The organism is Vibrio sp. Vb1574 (genome assembly GCF_033338675.1).
The window spans coordinates 1-16,494 of the sequence record NZ_JAWOTC010000016.1; the positions used below are offsets into that span (position 1 = coordinate 1).

At 44.1% G+C, this 16,494-nt stretch carries 14 protein-coding genes and 1 other RNA gene; 11 read left to right on the top strand and 4 right to left on the bottom strand.

Annotation, left to right across the window (positions count from 1 at the left end; genetic code table 11):
* Positions 1–88: 88 nt before the first annotated feature.
* Positions 89–949 (bottom strand): acyl-CoA thioesterase II, encoded by an 861-nt coding sequence (gene tesB / locus R7O12_RS12390; protein ID WP_318125884.1) that lies wholly within the window; start codon positions 947–949, stop codon positions 89–91.
* Positions 950–1,189: 240 nt separating this feature from the next.
* On the opposite strand from tesB, the gene R7O12_RS12395 reads away from it, so the two are divergent.
* Complete coding sequence (locus tag R7O12_RS12395; protein ID WP_005378572.1) at positions 1,190–1,624, top strand: YbaY family lipoprotein; 435 nt, start codon at positions 1,190–1,192, stop codon at positions 1,622–1,624.
* Between the two features lie 30 nt (positions 1,625–1,654).
* Here R7O12_RS12395 and R7O12_RS12400 read toward each other — a convergent pair whose 3' ends face one another.
* Positions 1,655–1,957, bottom strand: coding sequence for a DNA base-flipping protein (locus tag R7O12_RS12400; RefSeq protein ID WP_005378570.1), 303 nt, complete (start codon positions 1,955–1,957; stop codon positions 1,655–1,657).
* Positions 1,958–2,214: 257 nt separating this feature from the next.
* On the opposite strand from R7O12_RS12400, the gene R7O12_RS12405 reads away from it, so the two are divergent.
* The 7 genes from R7O12_RS12405 to udp all read left to right on the top strand — a co-directional run bounded on the left by R7O12_RS12405 (position 2,215) and on the right by udp (position 10,511).
* Positions 2,215–2,958 (top strand): hypothetical protein, encoded by a 744-nt coding sequence (locus tag R7O12_RS12405; protein ID WP_005389942.1) that lies wholly within the window; start codon positions 2,215–2,217, stop codon positions 2,956–2,958.
* Between the two features lie 152 nt (positions 2,959–3,110).
* Positions 3,111–5,114 carry a GGDEF domain-containing protein gene (locus tag R7O12_RS12410; protein ID WP_318125886.1) on the top strand — a complete coding sequence of 668 codons (2,004 nt, stop codon included), beginning with the start codon at positions 3,111–3,113 and terminating at the stop codon, positions 5,112–5,114.
* Between the two features lie 137 nt (positions 5,115–5,251).
* Positions 5,252–5,348: signal recognition particle sRNA small type (ffs, locus tag R7O12_RS12415), an RNA gene on the top strand.
* A gap of 212 nt (positions 5,349–5,560) precedes the next feature.
* The gene (locus tag R7O12_RS12420; RefSeq protein WP_005378485.1) at positions 5,561–6,295 is read left to right on the top strand and encodes an RNA methyltransferase; all 735 of its coding nucleotides are present in this window, start codon (positions 5,561–5,563) and stop codon (positions 6,293–6,295) included.
* 244 nt (positions 6,296–6,539) lie between these two features.
* Positions 6,540–6,959, top strand: a complete 420-nt coding sequence (locus R7O12_RS12425; RefSeq protein ID WP_005378483.1) for a CBS domain-containing protein — start codon at positions 6,540–6,542, stop codon at positions 6,957–6,959.
* A gap of 172 nt (positions 6,960–7,131) precedes the next feature.
* The gene (locus R7O12_RS12430; protein ID WP_025766942.1) at positions 7,132–9,438 is read left to right on the top strand and encodes a zinc/cadmium/mercury/lead-transporting ATPase; all 2,307 of its coding nucleotides are present in this window, start codon (positions 7,132–7,134) and stop codon (positions 9,436–9,438) included.
* 314 nt (positions 9,439–9,752) lie between these two features.
* Positions 9,753–10,511 carry a uridine phosphorylase gene (gene udp, locus R7O12_RS12435; RefSeq protein ID WP_005378479.1) on the top strand — a complete coding sequence of 253 codons (759 nt, stop codon included), beginning with the start codon at positions 9,753–9,755 and terminating at the stop codon, positions 10,509–10,511.
* Positions 10,512–10,667: 156 nt separating this feature from the next.
* Here the strand turns inward: udp and R7O12_RS12440 are convergent, their stop codons facing one another.
* Both R7O12_RS12440 and R7O12_RS12445 read right to left on the bottom strand, forming a co-directional pair.
* Positions 10,668–11,828, bottom strand: a complete 1,161-nt coding sequence (locus R7O12_RS12440; protein ID WP_005378476.1) for a DUF1887 family protein — start codon at positions 11,826–11,828, stop codon at positions 10,668–10,670.
* 163 nt (positions 11,829–11,991) lie between these two features.
* Entirely contained in the window at positions 11,992–13,983 is a 1,992-nt protein-coding gene (locus R7O12_RS12445) for a methyl-accepting chemotaxis protein (protein ID WP_005378474.1), read from the bottom strand.
* A 269-nt stretch (positions 13,984–14,252) separates the two neighbouring features.
* Between R7O12_RS12445 and hinT the strand changes: the two genes are divergently transcribed.
* The 3 genes from hinT (at position 14,253) to R7O12_RS12460 (ending at position 16,462) form a co-directional block, all read left to right on the top strand.
* Complete coding sequence (gene hinT, locus R7O12_RS12450) at positions 14,253–14,603, top strand: purine nucleoside phosphoramidase (protein WP_005378473.1); 351 nt, start codon at positions 14,253–14,255, stop codon at positions 14,601–14,603.
* Positions 14,604–14,672: 69 nt separating this feature from the next.
* Entirely contained in the window at positions 14,673–16,070 is a 1,398-nt protein-coding gene (locus R7O12_RS12455; protein ID WP_025766940.1) for a COG3014 family protein, read from the top strand.
* Positions 16,070–16,462: a YcfL family protein gene (locus tag R7O12_RS12460; RefSeq protein ID WP_005378469.1), complete on the top strand. Its 393-nt coding sequence runs from the start codon at positions 16,070–16,072 to the stop codon at positions 16,460–16,462. Before R7O12_RS12455 ends, R7O12_RS12460 begins: the two co-directional genes overlap by 1 nt.
* Positions 16,463–16,494: the final 32 nt, after the last annotated feature.

A 16,494-nucleotide genomic window follows, 5' to 3' on the forward strand; every position in this document is an offset into this window, starting at 1 on the left:
CTTTAAAATACAAAACGCCCGATGAAGTACATCGAGCGTTTTAGTTAAAAAGTGTCAACCCATATCAGGACGGGTCAGCGAACACGAGCTATTTCGTGTAGCGCATCACCCCTTCTTGCACGGCGGTCGCCACTAAGTGACCTTGCTGGTTGTATATTTCGCCACGGACCAACCCACGAGTATTGCTCGCCGTTGGGCTCTCTATCGCATATAGAAGCCATTCATCCATCTTAAACGGGCGATGGAACCAGATAGAGTGGTCAATGGTGGCCACTTGAAAGTTAGGCGTCATTAATGAGACTTCATGTGGATGCATTGCTGTCACAAGGAATCCCCAATCGGATGCGTAGGCCAGAAGGTACTGGTGAATTAGCTGATTCTCTGGCATTTCACCATTAGCACGAATCCAAAGGTACTGTTTGGGTTCTGCTTTTTTGGGCTTCAAAGGGTTGATAACCGTAACGGGGCGAGTTTCGATTGGCTTTTCCCCGCAAAATGTTTTGCGTAAGCGTTTGGGTAGAAATTCTGCAATATGGCTTGCGAGCTCACTCTCTGAGGCAAAGTATTCTGGACCAGGGATATCTGGCATTTCTTTTTGATGATCAAACCCAGGTTGATCGCCATGGTAGGATGCGGTTAGGTAAAAAATAGGGCGTCCATTTTGAATTGCTTTTACGCGTCTAGTGCTAAAGCTACGGCCATCTCTCAGATTTTCTACATCATAAATAATAGGTTTTTCTGGATCGCCAGGGTACAAAAAATAGCTATGGAAGGAGTGTACCGTGCGTGTTTCTTCAACGGTGTAGCGCGCAGCAGAAAGCGCTTGCCCAATTACTTGACCGCCATAAACTTGAGGCAAACCTAGGTTTTCACTTTGGCCACGAAACAAGCCTTCTTCTAATTTTTCGAGTTGTAGTAGGCTGAGCAATTCTCGTAGTGGTTTACTCATTGTGTCTCCTCACCGTTGTCTTTCATTCCAAGTTACCTCAACAGCCTCACTCTTGTGAAGTGGCATAGTTAAGAACTATTGAGTAACTTAGAAATAGTATTGTTCCAATTATGAAACAAAATCAATTGTTTGATAAATTCTAACTCAGTCAAACTATTGTCAAATAAAGTGACAGGAAGCAGACAGTTTTATATTCCACACCTATAATTGCCTCGGTTTAATGCTCTTTTCGAGGAATATATGAAAAAAACACTACTACTTGTTACTTCTCTACTCTTTGGGGCTGCGTTAGTGGGTTGCCAAACTTCTCAAAATACAGAAATGGAATCTACAGAAGCGTCAATGAAGACGATTACAGGTACAGTGGCTTATCGCGAGCGGATTGCCTTGCCACCAAACGCAGTGGTTACTATTGCGTTAGAAGATGTGTCCTTGGCGGATGCGCCAGCAAAAGTGTTGGCGAAACAGACATTCGAAACAGAAGGTAAGCAAGTTCCTCTTTCTTTTGAGTTGAGTTACGACAGCAATGAAATCAAACCAAACCATCGTTACAGCGTTCGTGCTCGCATTGAGGTAGATGGAAAGCTGCGTTTTATCAGCGACACACATAACGGTGTTATTACAGATGAAGCACAAACTCACCAATTAGATATTCGTCTAGTTGGAACACGTTAATACGACGTACTGAGAACAAAAAATGGCAGCTTAAGGCTGCCATTTGTATTTTTTAAGTGAAGTTTTGCCAACTTCCGATACTTCAATCCCTTCTGCTTCTAATTTCTTTTTTTGTCGCTCTAAGTCTCTGCCTTTTAAAGATATTTTTCCTTGGCTATTTACCACTCTAAACCAGGGGAGTTTACTGCCTTCTGGTAAGTTGCCCAGTGCTTTACCAACATGTCTCGCATAGCCCGGATAACCGGCCATTTTGGCAATTTCCCCATAGGTGGAGACTTTTCCTTTTGGAATTTGGTGAATTACAGCAAAGATTTGCGCTAAAAATTGGTCCATACTCAAAAGTGTCTATTTTGGGTTACTAAGGAATGGTAAACCATTGGACTTGTATATTGCTAACGGTTCTTAACCCTTGTGTTGCCAGCGACTCACTTTGAAGAATTACATTTTCTGTTCTTTAGTGTCGTTGGTTGATGAGCCTTAAACAGCATGAAGCAAACGCAAGCTAAGCTTGAATCTAGACCCTCTCAACGACTTTCAATCCCAGTTTTTGCCGTTGAGTTACCAAGTAGGTGGGGAAGCCAGGAGGCGCTATGATTTTATCGACACTTCAATTTTTCGTTACGACCTTACTCGCTGTTGTCTGTGTTCGGGCGATGAGTTTGAGCGAGGGTGACATTCCCGTTCTTGCACTTATGATCCCCGCGCTGTGGGTTCTGCCACAAGGTGGGTTCGCTGGCTTAGTATTGCTGGGCGCGATGATGGCTTTTGGTGCGACACTCTCAATGCAGCCAATTGCTTTGTCGGTTGGTGTTTTGATCCTTTTCCCACTTTTAATGGTGGTATTTTCTCGTAGAAGCTCTTTAGGTGTGTTGCTCACCGCTGGTCTTATTGTACTTACACTGCAAGTTGGTCTTATGGTCACACAGCAAGGCGGTAAGCTGGATGGTTCTGCTTGGGTTACAGTGGTTCAAACCATTGCGGTTATGGCGATGTGGTGGTCGGCTGCGCATTGGACGCCATCCAATAAACACAGCTGGTGGCCGTTGTTTTTGTTGCTCCCATTGTGGATTGCAGGCCTACCGTACGCCGTTCTTATGGCGTTAAGTTTGACGGGAATGTTAGCGTCAATGGAAGCACTTGCGAAGCTTCAACATACCATTCGTTGGAGCAAATTATTATGTTGGACATTGCCGACTGTGGGTTTTGCCGCTTTAGTCGTCAGCCCGACCACGGATGTGCCAAACCCTGTTTTCGTGGTTTGGATCTGTTTGTTAGGGACGGCTTGGATGACTGACTATATTTTACGTAGTAGCGATGAACAGGCTGAATTATGAGTTTTTAGTCAGGTAAAAAGTGACATGTGCGGCAGAGTATCGAATTGGTTGTGGAACAAAATGGAGATTAGTATATGTTCTTCATTTCATATTTACTACACTTCCAATAATAATAACCACAATATAAGTGGTTGATTTAAGATAAGTTTGTCATGACAACTTTTGCTCGAACACTGTTGCTTTTTGCATGTTGCCTCTTGAGTTTGAATGTAAAAGCCGAAGCCCCTTTAATTGCTCATTATAAAGTCGCGACTGAAGCGGATGATGTCGTCACTCGTGTTCTTTTCAATGCTGTTTCAAAGGAGTTTGGCTTTACCGTTCAATACGTGAACTACTCCAGCTTTGATGCCATTCTAAATTCAGTAGCGAATGGGGAAGCGGACTTTGCTGCGAATATCACTTACACACAAGAACGTGCTCAACGTTTTAGTTATTCCCGCCCAACAAATATCGAATATACCTACCTCTTTGGTTTAAAAGATTCGACGTTGAGTGACATTTCGCGTGTTGGCGTCCCCAAAGATACAGTTTATGCCCAATTACTTAAACAACACTACCCTGAGCTAGAACAGATCTCTTATCAAGGTCACGAACAAGCAGTAACACTGCTACGTTCAGGTGCTGTGGATGGCGTTGTCGATGCCATTAACCAGCTCAAGCCGATGCTGATGGAGGGGTTTGACGCCAAGATGCTCAATGATCAGATTTCGATAAAGCCCGTATCCATCATCAGTAAAAAAGATCATCATCTTGAAGAGTTGGACACGTTCGCTACGTTTATTCACGGGGAAGCGGTGCAAAAGCAGCTTCGCGAAGAAATTTCCCAGTATCAATTTGAATTAAGGCGAGCAGCGTTGCGTGATTCTATTCGTTTATTACCCCTTGATTTTAATGAACCAATACGGATTAAGCTCGAATCTATCTTTCCATATGTTGTATACAACGCAGATGGTAGTGTCGAAGGGATGACGGCTGATGTAGTCCTGAGAAGCTGTGAGATCTTGGCTTTAAACTGCTTGATCATTAGTGAGCCTGGTGAAAGCTGGGGTTCTATGTACCATGAGTTTATCCAAGGTAATTTCGAAATTTTGGCGCCGTTAACGGTCAGCCGTGAGCGGCGCGCATTTAGCTACTTTCCAAAGCCCCATTACGCGCCAGCATCGGTGATGGTCAAGCGTTTAGGTTACAAACCGAGCACATACTCTCATGTTTCACAGTTGATATCTGAGCGGATTGGCGTAGTTAAGGATGACTTTTTCGATCAAATGATGACGCAACTGTTACCGCTAAAAGAACTCAAACGTTATCGTACCCAACAAGAGCTCATTCAGGGGCTACTAAATGAAGAAGTCGATTACATTCCGATGGATACGGCGATGCTCAATCATTTTTTACGTCTCAGTGAATTGGTTCCGATAGAGCAGGATACCGCTATTGGCGAGTTTTATGAGTCACAACTCTCTGTTGGATTGGTCGCGAATGAAAAAGGAGCCATGCTTGCGCCTTTCTTCAGTCGAGCGATAGCGATGTTAGAAGTTGATAAGATCATTGCTCAGTACGATGTACGCCCAGATTGGCGTACCGCACTTGAATATGAGATTCGATTAGCGACGCAAACACAAGCTGTGTTTATCTTTGTATTATTGTTTGCTATTTGTGTTTCGCTTTATCTTTACCGTCAATCGAACACTGACAACTTAACAGGGTTAAGGAATCGTCGTGCGTTGCAAGTAAAGTATCGAAAAGGAGTAAACAAAGATCTATCCATACTTTACTTAGACATTAATCATTTCAAACGAATCAATGACACTTATGGTCATCGCGCTGGGGACGAAGTTTTACAACTACTGGCGCTAAAAATTCATTATGTCTGGTCGGGAAGATGTTATCGAATTGGAGGGGATGAGTTCATATTACTGGGTTATCCTACGCAAGCCGAGTTAACTAGAGCAATGAGAGAGCTCAGTAGAATCGATGTGAAAGGCAAATTATGTAGTGATTTGGAGTCTATAAGTATCTCTATTGGTTTCTCTGCAAAAAGGGAACGGCACATGAGCTTAGAGCAAGCGATGCATTTGGCTGATGAAGACATGTACATGAGTAAGCAGTCCTCACGGCACGACTCCTCTTATCGTGACTGCACGGTTTCATCATAAAGGAATGAATTGATCGAGTTTTGTTCAAACGGTAATGAAATGATGAAATTCAAGGTTTTTGCTCTTGCATTATGAGAGCTGATACTGAATAATCGCCCCATCGATTGAGGCAAGACCTCTCGAAAAGAATTATGGGGCTCTGGTCCTCTCGCAACAATAGCTCGTGAACTCGGTCAGGTCCGGAAGGAAGCAGCCGCAGCGTGTGACTTGTGTGCCGGGATGTGGCTGGGGTCCCACCCTTTGAAAGCCCTGCGTTATCGCAGGGCTTTTTTCGTTTTTGAGCCTTCTTTTATTTTGGCTACGCTTGGTGTTCAACGTCTTCTGATGATCAAGCTTCTTGAGGTTATTTAGGTATAATTTATAATCTCATCCGCTCGATACCGAACTTTCGTGAAGATTGTTTAGGGTACACTCGCCGAATAACCATTTTCACCTGGGATACTTTAATGATTTCAAAAAACCAATTAAAACTGCTTCGTGCTTTAGGTCAAAAGAAACAGCGTAAAGCGCATGGCTTATTCCTAGTTCAGGGTGAAAAGAACGTACTAGAGCTAGCAAGTAGTTCATTGAAGGTGAAGCAGGTTTTTGCAACAGCGGCATTTCTCGAACAAAATGCTGGTACGCTAAATCGTTTTGATTGTGTTGAAGCATCGCTTGATGAATTGACCAAAGCGAGCACGCTTGTGAGCAATAATGCGGCCATTGCTGTGGTTGAAATTCCGAGTGTAAAAGAGCCTCAAGCGAAAGGCTTGATGATTGCGCTAGATGGTGTATCCGACCCTGGTAATCTAGGTACGATTATTCGTGTTGCAGACTGGTATGGCATCAAGCACATTATTGCGAGTACAGATTGTGCTGATCCTTATAATCCTAAAACGATCAGTGCGACCATGGGCAGCTTTGGCCGCGTACAAGTGAGTTTGGTGGATTTGCCAAGTTACTTGGAACACGCCAAATTGCCAGTATATGGCGCGTTTTTGGAAGGAGAGAGCGTTCATAAAACGGATTTCGCTGCTGAAGGTATTTTGTTGATGGGCAGCGAATCTCATGGTGTGCGTGAAGCCGCAGCAAAATTCGTGACAGATAAGATCACGATTCCGGCGTTTGGCGGTGCCGAATCACTGAATGTCGCGATGGCGACTGGCATTATTTTAGACAACATGCGCCGCCAACATAGCTAACGCAACAATTACATAATAACAAAGCCAGTCAATTGACTGGCTTTGTTGTATTTTGCCTAGAAAAATCAGCCTGGCTGAATCTTGCGTTTAACGAAATACAGTGAATGTTGTTCGGTGAGTTAATTTTGTTTTAGTTCAATAGGCTGTGCCTATAAATAAAATTACTCCTTTCCATTTAGTAAAATCAGGAAATTAGGCGACACTTATCTAAAGGCCGCAATAAAATGCCCTTAAGGAGATAAGAATGCATTCATTAAAAGTAAAAGATTACATGACGTTGCAAGCGGTGACTTTCACGAAAGATATGTCACTTTCGGCAGCTTTAAACAAAGTAATGCAAAGTGTCACACTAGGTGGCCCTGTCATTGATGAAAATGAAAAAGTGGTTGGGTTTTTATCGGAGCAAGACTTATTAGATAAGTTGGTGAAAGCAAGTTATCACTGCCAAGATACACATACGGTACAAGAGTGTATGCATGATGATGTCTTATCTGTTTCTCCAGAAATGTCAGTAATTGAACTGGCTGACATGATGAAAGTTGGAAAGCCGAAAATGTATCCAGTGGTGGATGGCAAAGGTAAGTTGGTTGGTGTTATCACAAGAAGAGACGTGCTGCGTGCCATAGGAATGACATTAAATGAGTGTTTTAAGCATCCCGTTTAACCTCTCTGTTTAAACTTTACGGAATATTGCTTTTAAACTGGTTTGGAAAGACGCTTCGGCGTCTTTTTTATTTTCTATCGCCGAACTGTACAAATTTATCTTGACCTTGGAGCTTACTCTAAGGTTTATCCTTAGCAATAGGTAAATCACCGATACCAATAAGGAAAAAATTATGTGTACAAAACATCAAGGTTGCCAATCTAGCAAAATCAAAACTGCGGTGCCGCTTGGTGCAAGCGAGTCATGCTGTGCGCCAGTAAAATCTTCGCTCAATATCTCTCAGGCCAGTGTTGATGTTTCTGAAAGCTCTTGCTGTAGTGGAGGAGGCTGCAGCGTTGACACAGGCGAGGAAGACGATCCCACAAGGGAGAGTAATTCCTCCGTTCGGAACGCTTGGCTTGTGTCAGGTATGGATTGCCCATCTTGTGCGCAAAAGCTTGAGAAAGCCATTACGTCTTTACAAGGCGTCAGCCAAGCCAAGGTTTTGTTTGCAACAGAAAAACTGGTCGTCGATTTTGATGGTCTAGAGCTGATAGCTACGATAGAGCAGACAGCCCAAAAAACGGGTTTCCCGCTCTTTTCACTTGATGCTCCAAAACCAAGCACTACAAAGAAAGGCTGGCTTGGCGTCATAAGAGACAACATCCAAATTCTCTCGATTGCTGGTGCAATGGCTACTGCGGCAGTAATTTCTAAGATCGACCCTCAAATAAGCGCTTGGTTATTCACTTTGACGTGTTTACTTGGTTTATACCCAATCGCGCTCAAAGCATTTAAGTTGGCGCGTAGCGGTACGCCTTTTGCGATTGAAACGTTAATGAGTGTAGCGGCGCTCGGCGCTTTATATTTAGGTGAAACCGCCGAAGCCGCAATGGTGTTATTGCTTTTCCTTATTGGTGAAAAGTTAGAAGCATATGCATCATCTCGCGCGCGAAGCGGTGTCCAGGCGTTAATGGACTTAGTCCCAGAAAATTCAATTTTAATTATTGATGGTGAACGCAAAGAAGTACCAGCTGCGCAGCTTAAACCAGGGGATATCATAGAAGTCGCACCCGGAGGTCGTTTGCCTGCCGACGGTGTTTTGCAAGATGCGCTTGCGAGTTTTGACGAAAGTGCGTTAACGGGAGAATCTGTTCCCGTTGAACATCAAACCGGTGGCAAAGTGATGGCCGGGGCTGTGGTTGTCGATAAAGTGGTTCGTTTACAGGTGACTTCCCGTCAGGGCGAGAATGCGATAGATCGAATTCTTCATTTGATTGAAGAAGCAGAATCCCGTAAGGCACCATTAGAACGCTTTCTTGATAAATTTAGCCGTTGGTATACGCCACTAATGATGTTGGTGTCTCTGATGGTTATCGTTACGCCGCCATTACTATTTGCCCAACCGTGGGAAACGTGGATCTATCGAGGACTCGCCCTGCTGTTGATTGCTTGTCCATGTGCATTAGTCATTTCAACGCCTGCGGCGATCACTTCTGGCTTGGCGGCAGCGGCTAAGCGGGGCGCATTGATCAAAGGTGGAGCGGCGCTTGAGTTGCTTGGCAAGGTTGAGTCTGTCGCATTTGATAAAACTGGGACACTGACGCAAGGTAAACCAGAAGTGACCGACGTCTTTGCTTTTGATATGGATGAAGACAAGTTACTTAGCCTAACTGCGTCAATCGAGGTTGGTTCAAGTCATCCTCTAGCGGTTTCTTTAGTTACCAAAGTGCAAGAGCAGGGGCTTACTATTCCTGAAGCGTTGGATAAAACCGCGCAAGTAGGCTCTGGTGTCACTGGTTACGTCGATGGAAAAATGGTCCAAGTGGTCACGCCTTCAAAGGCAGACTTTCCACTTTCTCAAGAAGCCAAAGAGCAAGTGGTTACGTTGGAACAACAAGGTAAAACGGTTGTCATTGTTCGTTACGATGACGAGGTCATTGGCGTGATCGCATGGCAAGATACATTGCGCTCAGATGCCCAGCAAGCCATCGCAATGTTGAAGGAACTTGGGGTCACGTCGGTGATGCTAACGGGTGACAACCCGAGAAGTGCAGAAGCAATGGCAAATAGAATAGGCTTGGATTATAAAGCGAGTTTGTTACCTGCAGACAAGGTGCATTACGTCGAGAAACTATCACAACAACATACCGTTGCGATGGTGGGAGACGGTATCAATGATGCTCCAGCCATGAAAGCTTCGAGCATTGGTATTGCGATGGGAGGCGGTACGGATGTTGCGCTCGAGACTGCTGATGCGGCGTTAACACACAACCGGTTGATTGAGCTACCTGCCATGATAGAACTGTCGCGTGCGACGCTAAGTAACATTCGTCAGAATGTCGCGTTAGCGCTAGGTTTGAAAGGTGTATTCTTAGTGACAAGTTTACTTGGGGTTACTGGGTTGTGGGTTGCAGTATTAGCTGACAGTGGTGCAACAGCACTGGTGACATTGAATGCGTTGAGATTACTTCGTTTTGAGTCCAAACAGATCAAATAACTGACCTAACCAATGATCCCACTCATTAATAGCCCGAGGCATTCGTGTATCGGGCTTTTTTTAACCGTATTCACCTGATGCGATCAGACGTTTTTCTCGTCCTTGAAATCACGCATTGCTATGCAACAAAATGATCTAACGCCCCTTAAAGTGTGATCAATACCAGTTTTGTTTGAAATTTCATTTTCATTACATTTTGTCATTGTGATTGTGATCACTCTATGTTGGTGAAAGGTTCGCTACAGTGCATCTGTACCCAATAACTGATTAATGAGCTTATTGTTCATAAAATAAGCCACAATAAGGAGCGACTTATGTCTCAAGCTGTATTCCATTTAGGTGTTACTGAAGCTGATCTTAATGGTGCGACTCTAGCGATCATTCCTGGTGACCCAGCGCGTGTTCAAAAAATCGCAGAACAAATGGAAAATCCAGTATTTCTAGCAAGCCATCGTGAATACACGCTATACCGTGCAGAGCTAGACGGTAAACCTGTTGTGGTTTGTTCTACAGGTATTGGTGGTCCTTCTACCTCTATCGCAGTTGAGGAATTGGCACAGCTTGGTGTTCGCACTTTCCTACGTGTTGGTACAACGGGTGCAATTCAACCGCATGTAAACGTGGGTGACATGATCGTAACGACGGGGTCAGTTCGTCTTGACGGTGCGAGCCTACACTTTGCTCCTATGGAATTCCCAGCAGTTGCTGACTTTGAAGTAGCAACCGCAATGAAAGCAGCGGTAGAAGAGTCTGGCGCTACAGTTCACATGGGTGTGACTGCATCAAGCGACACGTTCTACCCTGGTCAAGAACGTTACGATACGTTCTCTGGTCGTGTTGTTAAGCGTTTCCAAGGCTCTATGCAAGAATGGCAAGACATGGGCGTACTTAACTTCGAGATGGAGTCTGCAACACTGCTAACAATGTGTGCGAGCTCTGGTTTAAAAGCGGGTTGTGTGGCTGGTGTTATCATCAACCGTACACAAAAAGAGATTCCAGATCATTCAACTCTGAAAGAAACGGAAGCGCGTTCAATTAAAGTGGTTGTAGAAGCAGCGCGTAAAATGCTTTAAGCCGCTATAGTTGGCATTTAAACAAACAGAAAAAACCAGAGGCTAACCTCTGGTTTTTTTCTACTTATAGAAATGCGTACAGCTAAAATTTAGGTATAAAAAAGCAGCATTAATGCTGCTTTTTATCGTTGTGAATTTTAGCTTTTCTTAATGGCACTATATCTCGTCTGAACCGCCCGCGTCTTTAAACCAAGCAGTTAAGTGCGTTCTTAAATCTTTAAGCTCATCAGGGCCAATCAGGGCTAGCCCTAAGTCTTCAGCACGAGTAATGTCATTGTGACGAAGAGGACGGAAGCTCACCAACATTGCGCGCGCTTGTAAGCCACCTAATAGATCGCGAAGCGATTCTAACTTATATAAAGTATCGTCGCCGTCATCTCTCATGCCTTTGGTTTTGCATTCGATGATGTGCAGCTTGTTGTTTACAACTGTTGCGACATCTAACTCATTGCGTACTTCACTTTCACCAAGTTTGCGATAAACCTGAACATTTAACGATCGATCTTGGATCGTCGGCATGGTGTCTTGGATTTGCTTCACGGTGCTGTGAACCAAAGTTTCTAACCACTCACCGTTTGAAAAGCGTCGAGCATCTTCATCTGCAAACGTTAAAACGCCATTCTCATAGGTGGCGATTTCTGCTTCTACTAAATCTGAAAGCAACATGTTGAGCTCACGGTAGCCCTGCTGTTTTTCGGAGAGCTCGACATCAAGCTTTTGTTCTTTGCGGCATGTGGTTGCAAGGTAGTTAAGTGTTGCTAGACCTGGCCCAAGTTCAAGCGCATTTGAGGCCCATCGTTCACCAAGTTCATACAATTTTTTATCAAGAAGAGGTGGTAAATCAACGTGGTGAAACTCGCCGCGTGCACCAAAGATAGTGAGGTAATCTGCAATCGTAATGTGATCTTCGACTTGGGTATCTTCTTTGCCATCAGGGTATAACCAACAAAGCTTATCGCTACTAGGCTCAACCACAAAAATTGGCCAGCGATAGGTACGGAAAACTTCGTACACCGACAACAAGCGATGACGAAGACCACAGCTCGCGTTCAATTTTACATCTTCGCCGCGTTCATGGAGATCTTTTGCCAGTTTTTGAATTGCTTGTTTGATCAGAGATGTATTAACAGCGGATGGAATTTCAAAAAATTCAGAAGTAATTTCTCGTTGATCTAAAACGGCACTCAGTCGGTCAAATATATCTAACTGGCTCTTGTCTCCGATGAAGACGATATGTGTGCTTAGCGTACGATTATCTAATAGAGGAGTGACCAATCTCACTGGGTCTTGGTCGATAATACCAACATGAACAGCCATAGATTTTCCTTTTTATGAGGCCGCTCGAAAAGAGTTGTGCAAGGGGATGAGCTGGCCTTATTAATCATATGTAGACATGGCCGACAAAAAACAAGGGCGACTTAACAAAAAGTCGCCCTTATACAGTTGATTGCACTAATTAATGCTCTTAATTATAAAGTATTTATAACTTAAAGCGGTGGACCAATTCATTTTGCTGATGAGCCAAGTGGGTCAGTGATTCACTAGTTTGTGCGATACTCGACATGGCTTGGAAACTTTCATCGGCGATGCTGTTGATATCTTCAATACTGCGAGCAATGTCTGTTGATGTTTCACTTTGCTCTGCTGCTGCTTGTGAAATGTGCGTACTCATTTGGCTGATCTCAATGATTAGCGCCTGGATCTCTTCCATTGAGCTGTTCGCTTTTGACGCTTGCTCAACCGACATCTCCATATCGCTCATACAGCTTTGTATGACTTGGTTTGCTGATTGTGAGCTAGATTGCAGATTACTGATCATGGATTCAATTTCAGTGGTTGATTGAGTCGTTCTTGATGCGAGTACTCGTACTTCATCTGCCACTACCGCGAAGCCGCGACCTTGTTCACCAGCGCGAGCCGCTTCAATTGCCGCGTTCAATGCCAGTAGGTTGGTTTGCTCCGCAATGTTGCGGATCACATCAAGGATAGACCCAATTTGACCACTCATCTTTTGTAGCTCAGAAACTGCGGAGACCGATTCGTTCAAACGTGTTTCTAGTTGATTAATGGTTGAGATGTTACTGCTCATAACATTTCTGCCTTCTTCAGAGGCAGATTCGACGCGTTGCACCATTTCTAGCGAGCCTTGCGCACTTTGCGCGACTTCCTGCACTGAATGGGACATTTCTGTCATCGCGGTAGCGACGTTTGCCGTTTGTTCGCGTTGAGAGCTCAATTTGATTTGTGCTTGCGAAGAGGTGCGTTCGTTGGTTGTCGCGGTTGACGATAGGTTTTCTGACGCTTCGTTGAGTTTCACCAAGATCTCGTGAAGGTTGTCGGCGAGTGAGTTAATGTGTCCACTCACACGGCTGAATTCGTTGTTATAGCGAATGTCGATACGCTGTGTCATATCACCTTCAGTCAGGCTTTCTAACACTTTTAGAATACGAGTCAACGGTTCGCGAACGCTTTGTGCGATGTGGTAGCCAATAGCTGTCGCGAGTAAAACGACAATAACGCCAATGATGATGGCTTTCGTTACACCCGCCGAATATATGTCACCTGCGTCTGCCAATGATTCATTGAGCTTATCTGTTGCGGTTGTCGTGAATTGCTCAAGAATCGCCATGGTTGAATCCACTTTATTTGCTAGGTTGGCGATATTGTTATACAAAGCGGCGCGGGCATTGAGGTAATTATTATGTTGGTCTAGCACACCGCCACGCATACCAACGTCACGAGTAAATTGCTCTACAGATTCGCCAAAAGCTTTTTCTAGCTCAGGAAGCTGAGTCACCAACCCGCGGAATGCGTAATTCAAGTGCGTTACTGCTTTGCGGTTTTTAGCTACGGCTTGCGTAACAAACTCAGGGTTGGAACTGGCGAGGGCATCAGAGGTAATTACTTCGGCATCTTTTAACTTGATAAAGTAGCTCTTTGCCATGACTTTGACAGAAATGCTGGTTTGATCTGCCACATATTCTTTAAGACCAACCGAAAGTTCGGTATTCAGTTTTTGGAAGCGGCGTGAGGATTTTTGCACTTCTTCTTGAGCCGCAAACATTGCTTCGTAGTTGTCCATGGCCTCTAGAGCTTCTGTAAAATAGCTCTGCTCTAACGTTTTTAACTGTGAAAACGGTTCGGCAAGAGAAGGGTAGATTTGGCTTGCGGTTTTCAGTTGAGCCAATGTGGATTCGAAGCGCTGTTGAGATCTAGCAAATTCCTGACGCATTTCATCCATGCGTTGTTTATTCTCTGTCGTCAGGAAGTCTTTAAATGATTTGTCGGCAGAAAGCAGCTCAACACTGGTTTGATTAGATAACGATACCAACGGTAGGGATGATTTAGAAACCGTGCCAAATTTTCCGTGAATATCACTCATTCCTCCCATCATAATGGCAATTGTGACGGCAAATAGGATGATGATCAGTGCAAAGCCGGCATACATCCTTTTAATAACTGAACCTCGCATAAGTGAGCTCCCTCTCCCAGAAATAGACAAGCTACCCAAGTATTTTTGAATTTACTTGGGTATAAAAATAATAATTGTCTTAAAAAAGTAACAAAATTCATTGGATTGTATTCAGTTTGTGATGCGCATTTTATGACGCACACGACAAAAAAAGCTTCGTTAATTAGCATTTGATTAATAATGTTAAGTGAACACTGTTTTTATTGAGCTCCGCTTTTGGTTGGCGCATACTAATTGGGGTCTAATTACGTTTATAAAATGGAGTCCTCATGGCGGAAGAAACGATCTTTAGTAAAATTATTCGCAAGGAAATCCCTGCCGATATCCTTTATCAAGATGATTTGGTGACTGCGTTTCGCGACATTAACCCTCGCACACCAAGCCATATTCTCATTATTCCGAATAAACTGATCCCAACAACGAATGATGTAGAAGCTGAAGATGAAGCAATGATGGGGCGTTTGTTCACTGTTGCTAGAAAGTTAGCGAAAGAAGAAGGTATTGCTGAAGACGGCTATCGCCTGATCGTTAATTGTAATCCACATGGTGGCCAAGAGGTTTACCATATTCACATGCACCTACTAGGCGGCCGCCCTCTAGGTCCAATGGTATTGAGCTAAGCTTTTAAAAGTGGGTGGTGATTCACCCACTTCTTTTTCCTGTCGAATGACACATTTGTGGAGATAAATGTGAAACTAGGTGTAAAGCTGTTAGGGCTGATGAGCTGGGCTTTAATGGCCTCTGGCTGCGCGAACTTATCTGCGGGCAATCTGTTTAGCCATTACAGCAACCAGAATCAAGAAGTTTATCAAGCCGTTGTTGCAGGGGAATATGCCAAAGCAAAACAACTTCAATCAAGTGAAGTGGGTGGCGAGATACTTGGCAATTTTGAAAAAGGTCGCATCTCTTTTCTTGCTGAAGATTACCCAACAAGTTTGAATGCGCTAGAAAGCAGCGATCGTGCCGTACGTGTTCAACAAGATCGAGCGACGATATCTGTGTCAGACACGGCAACGAGCGTCGGCTCTCTCGCAGTGAACGACAATCTCCAAGACTATCATCCCGCCGATTACGAACTTGGCTTTTTGCACCTGTATCTAGGACTAAATTACTTACAGAAAAACGATTTAGAAGGGGCACTAGTTGAAGTGCGTCGAGCTAATCAAGTTCAGGAAGCAGCAAGAAAGGCGCGTGAAAAAGAGCTAAAAGCAGCAGAGAAAGACCTTAACAAGCAAGGCATGTCTGCCAATTTAGGCAGTGTGTTAGCGAACTACCCTGATGCTGGTAAAAAACTAAGCGCGGTACAAAATGGTTATCTGTTCTATCTTTCTGGCTTGTTATATGAAGCGTCGCGAGACTTAAACAGTGCTTATGTTGATTACCGACGAGCACTCGCTGTAATGCCAGACAACAAGCAAGTTGTGGAAAGCACCTTATACGCTGCTAAGAAGCTGGGCATGCGTGAAGACTTGCGCATGCTAGAGAAGCGGTATGGTAAAGCACCTTCTGGATTAACTCAGTCACAAGGGCGAGTCATCGTTATTGATGAGCAGGGTGTTGTTGAGGCGATGAAAGGGTGGCGTATTGATTTACCAATTTACGACAGTCGCGATAATGGCGCGATTTATTCGTTGGCGCTTCCTTATTATCAGAACCGAGGTGCTCAACGTTTTAGCGATGTTGTTTTAAATGGTCAGGTATTGCCTTCCAGTACGCTGACTGATGTTAATGCGATGGCGCAAAACGATCTTAATGAACGTCTTACTACAATAGTGATCCGTCAAGCTCTTCGTGTTTGGGCAAAAGATCGAATCCGAAAAGAGGCGGCGAAAAAAGGCGATGATGTGGGCAACATACTTTTCAATGTATGGAACACATTGACCGAACAGCCAGATACGAGAAGTTGGCAAACATTGCCAGCGCAAGTGAAAACGGCTTCAAAAATCGTGAAACCGGGAACACAAAGTTTAAACTTGGGTGATCAAACCTATCAGTTTGAAGTGCCTGCACAGCAGACTACATTGGTATGGGTATCTCGTCAGGGAGCACACTCAACCGTGTGGCATAAACAGCTAGGGAGACTGTAATGAAAGCATGGCTTGTTTGTTTAGCAATGGCTATTGGTTTAGTTGGATGCGCCGAAAACACGGCTGGTATTCGAATTGATGGCCAAACGCAAAAAGTATTTTTTAATGATAACGTTTTAGGTAGTCGCTTATTAGTTGACAACATCACCACCACTTACGTTGATGATCGCCCACGAGGAGTCGTGCAGCTGAGTAGCAATTACAAAGGTGATCAGCACATTCTTTACCGATTTTATTGGTATGACAACAATGGTTTAGAAGTGAATACCAAACCTGGTCCGTGGCGAAAAATGATTGTGCGAGGATTTGAGCAAGTCACGTTATCTGAAGTTACTGTGAATCCAAATGGCACAAAATTCCGTGTGCAAATTAGAGAAGCACAAGACGATTAATCTTAACGGCTCTGCCGAAGCTGCCGCGCTAA

Coding starts and splice junctions, on each gene's coding strand:
- tesB (WP_318125884.1), bottom strand. CDS start 949: ATGAGTAAACCACTACGAGAATTGCTCAGCCTACTACAACTCGAAAAA.
- R7O12_RS12395 (WP_005378572.1), top strand. CDS start 1,190: ATGAAAAAAACACTACTACTTGTTACTTCTCTACTCTTTGGGGCTGCG.
- R7O12_RS12400 (WP_005378570.1), bottom strand. CDS start 1,957: ATGGACCAATTTTTAGCGCAAATCTTTGCTGTAATTCACCAAATTCCA.
- R7O12_RS12405 (WP_005389942.1), top strand. CDS start 2,215: ATGATTTTATCGACACTTCAATTTTTCGTTACGACCTTACTCGCTGTT.
- R7O12_RS12410 (WP_318125886.1), top strand. CDS start 3,111: ATGACAACTTTTGCTCGAACACTGTTGCTTTTTGCATGTTGCCTCTTG.
- R7O12_RS12420 (WP_005378485.1), top strand. CDS start 5,561: ATGATTTCAAAAAACCAATTAAAACTGCTTCGTGCTTTAGGTCAAAAG.
- R7O12_RS12425 (WP_005378483.1), top strand. CDS start 6,540: ATGCATTCATTAAAAGTAAAAGATTACATGACGTTGCAAGCGGTGACT.
- R7O12_RS12430 (WP_025766942.1), top strand. CDS start 7,132: ATGTGTACAAAACATCAAGGTTGCCAATCTAGCAAAATCAAAACTGCG.
- udp (WP_005378479.1), top strand. CDS start 9,753: ATGTCTCAAGCTGTATTCCATTTAGGTGTTACTGAAGCTGATCTTAAT.
- R7O12_RS12440 (WP_005378476.1), bottom strand. CDS start 11,828: ATGGCTGTTCATGTTGGTATTATCGACCAAGACCCAGTGAGATTGGTC.
- R7O12_RS12445 (WP_005378474.1), bottom strand. CDS start 13,983: ATGCGAGGTTCAGTTATTAAAAGGATGTATGCCGGCTTTGCACTGATC.
- hinT (WP_005378473.1), top strand. CDS start 14,253: ATGGCGGAAGAAACGATCTTTAGTAAAATTATTCGCAAGGAAATCCCT.
- R7O12_RS12460 (WP_005378469.1), top strand. CDS start 16,070: ATGAAAGCATGGCTTGTTTGTTTAGCAATGGCTATTGGTTTAGTTGGA.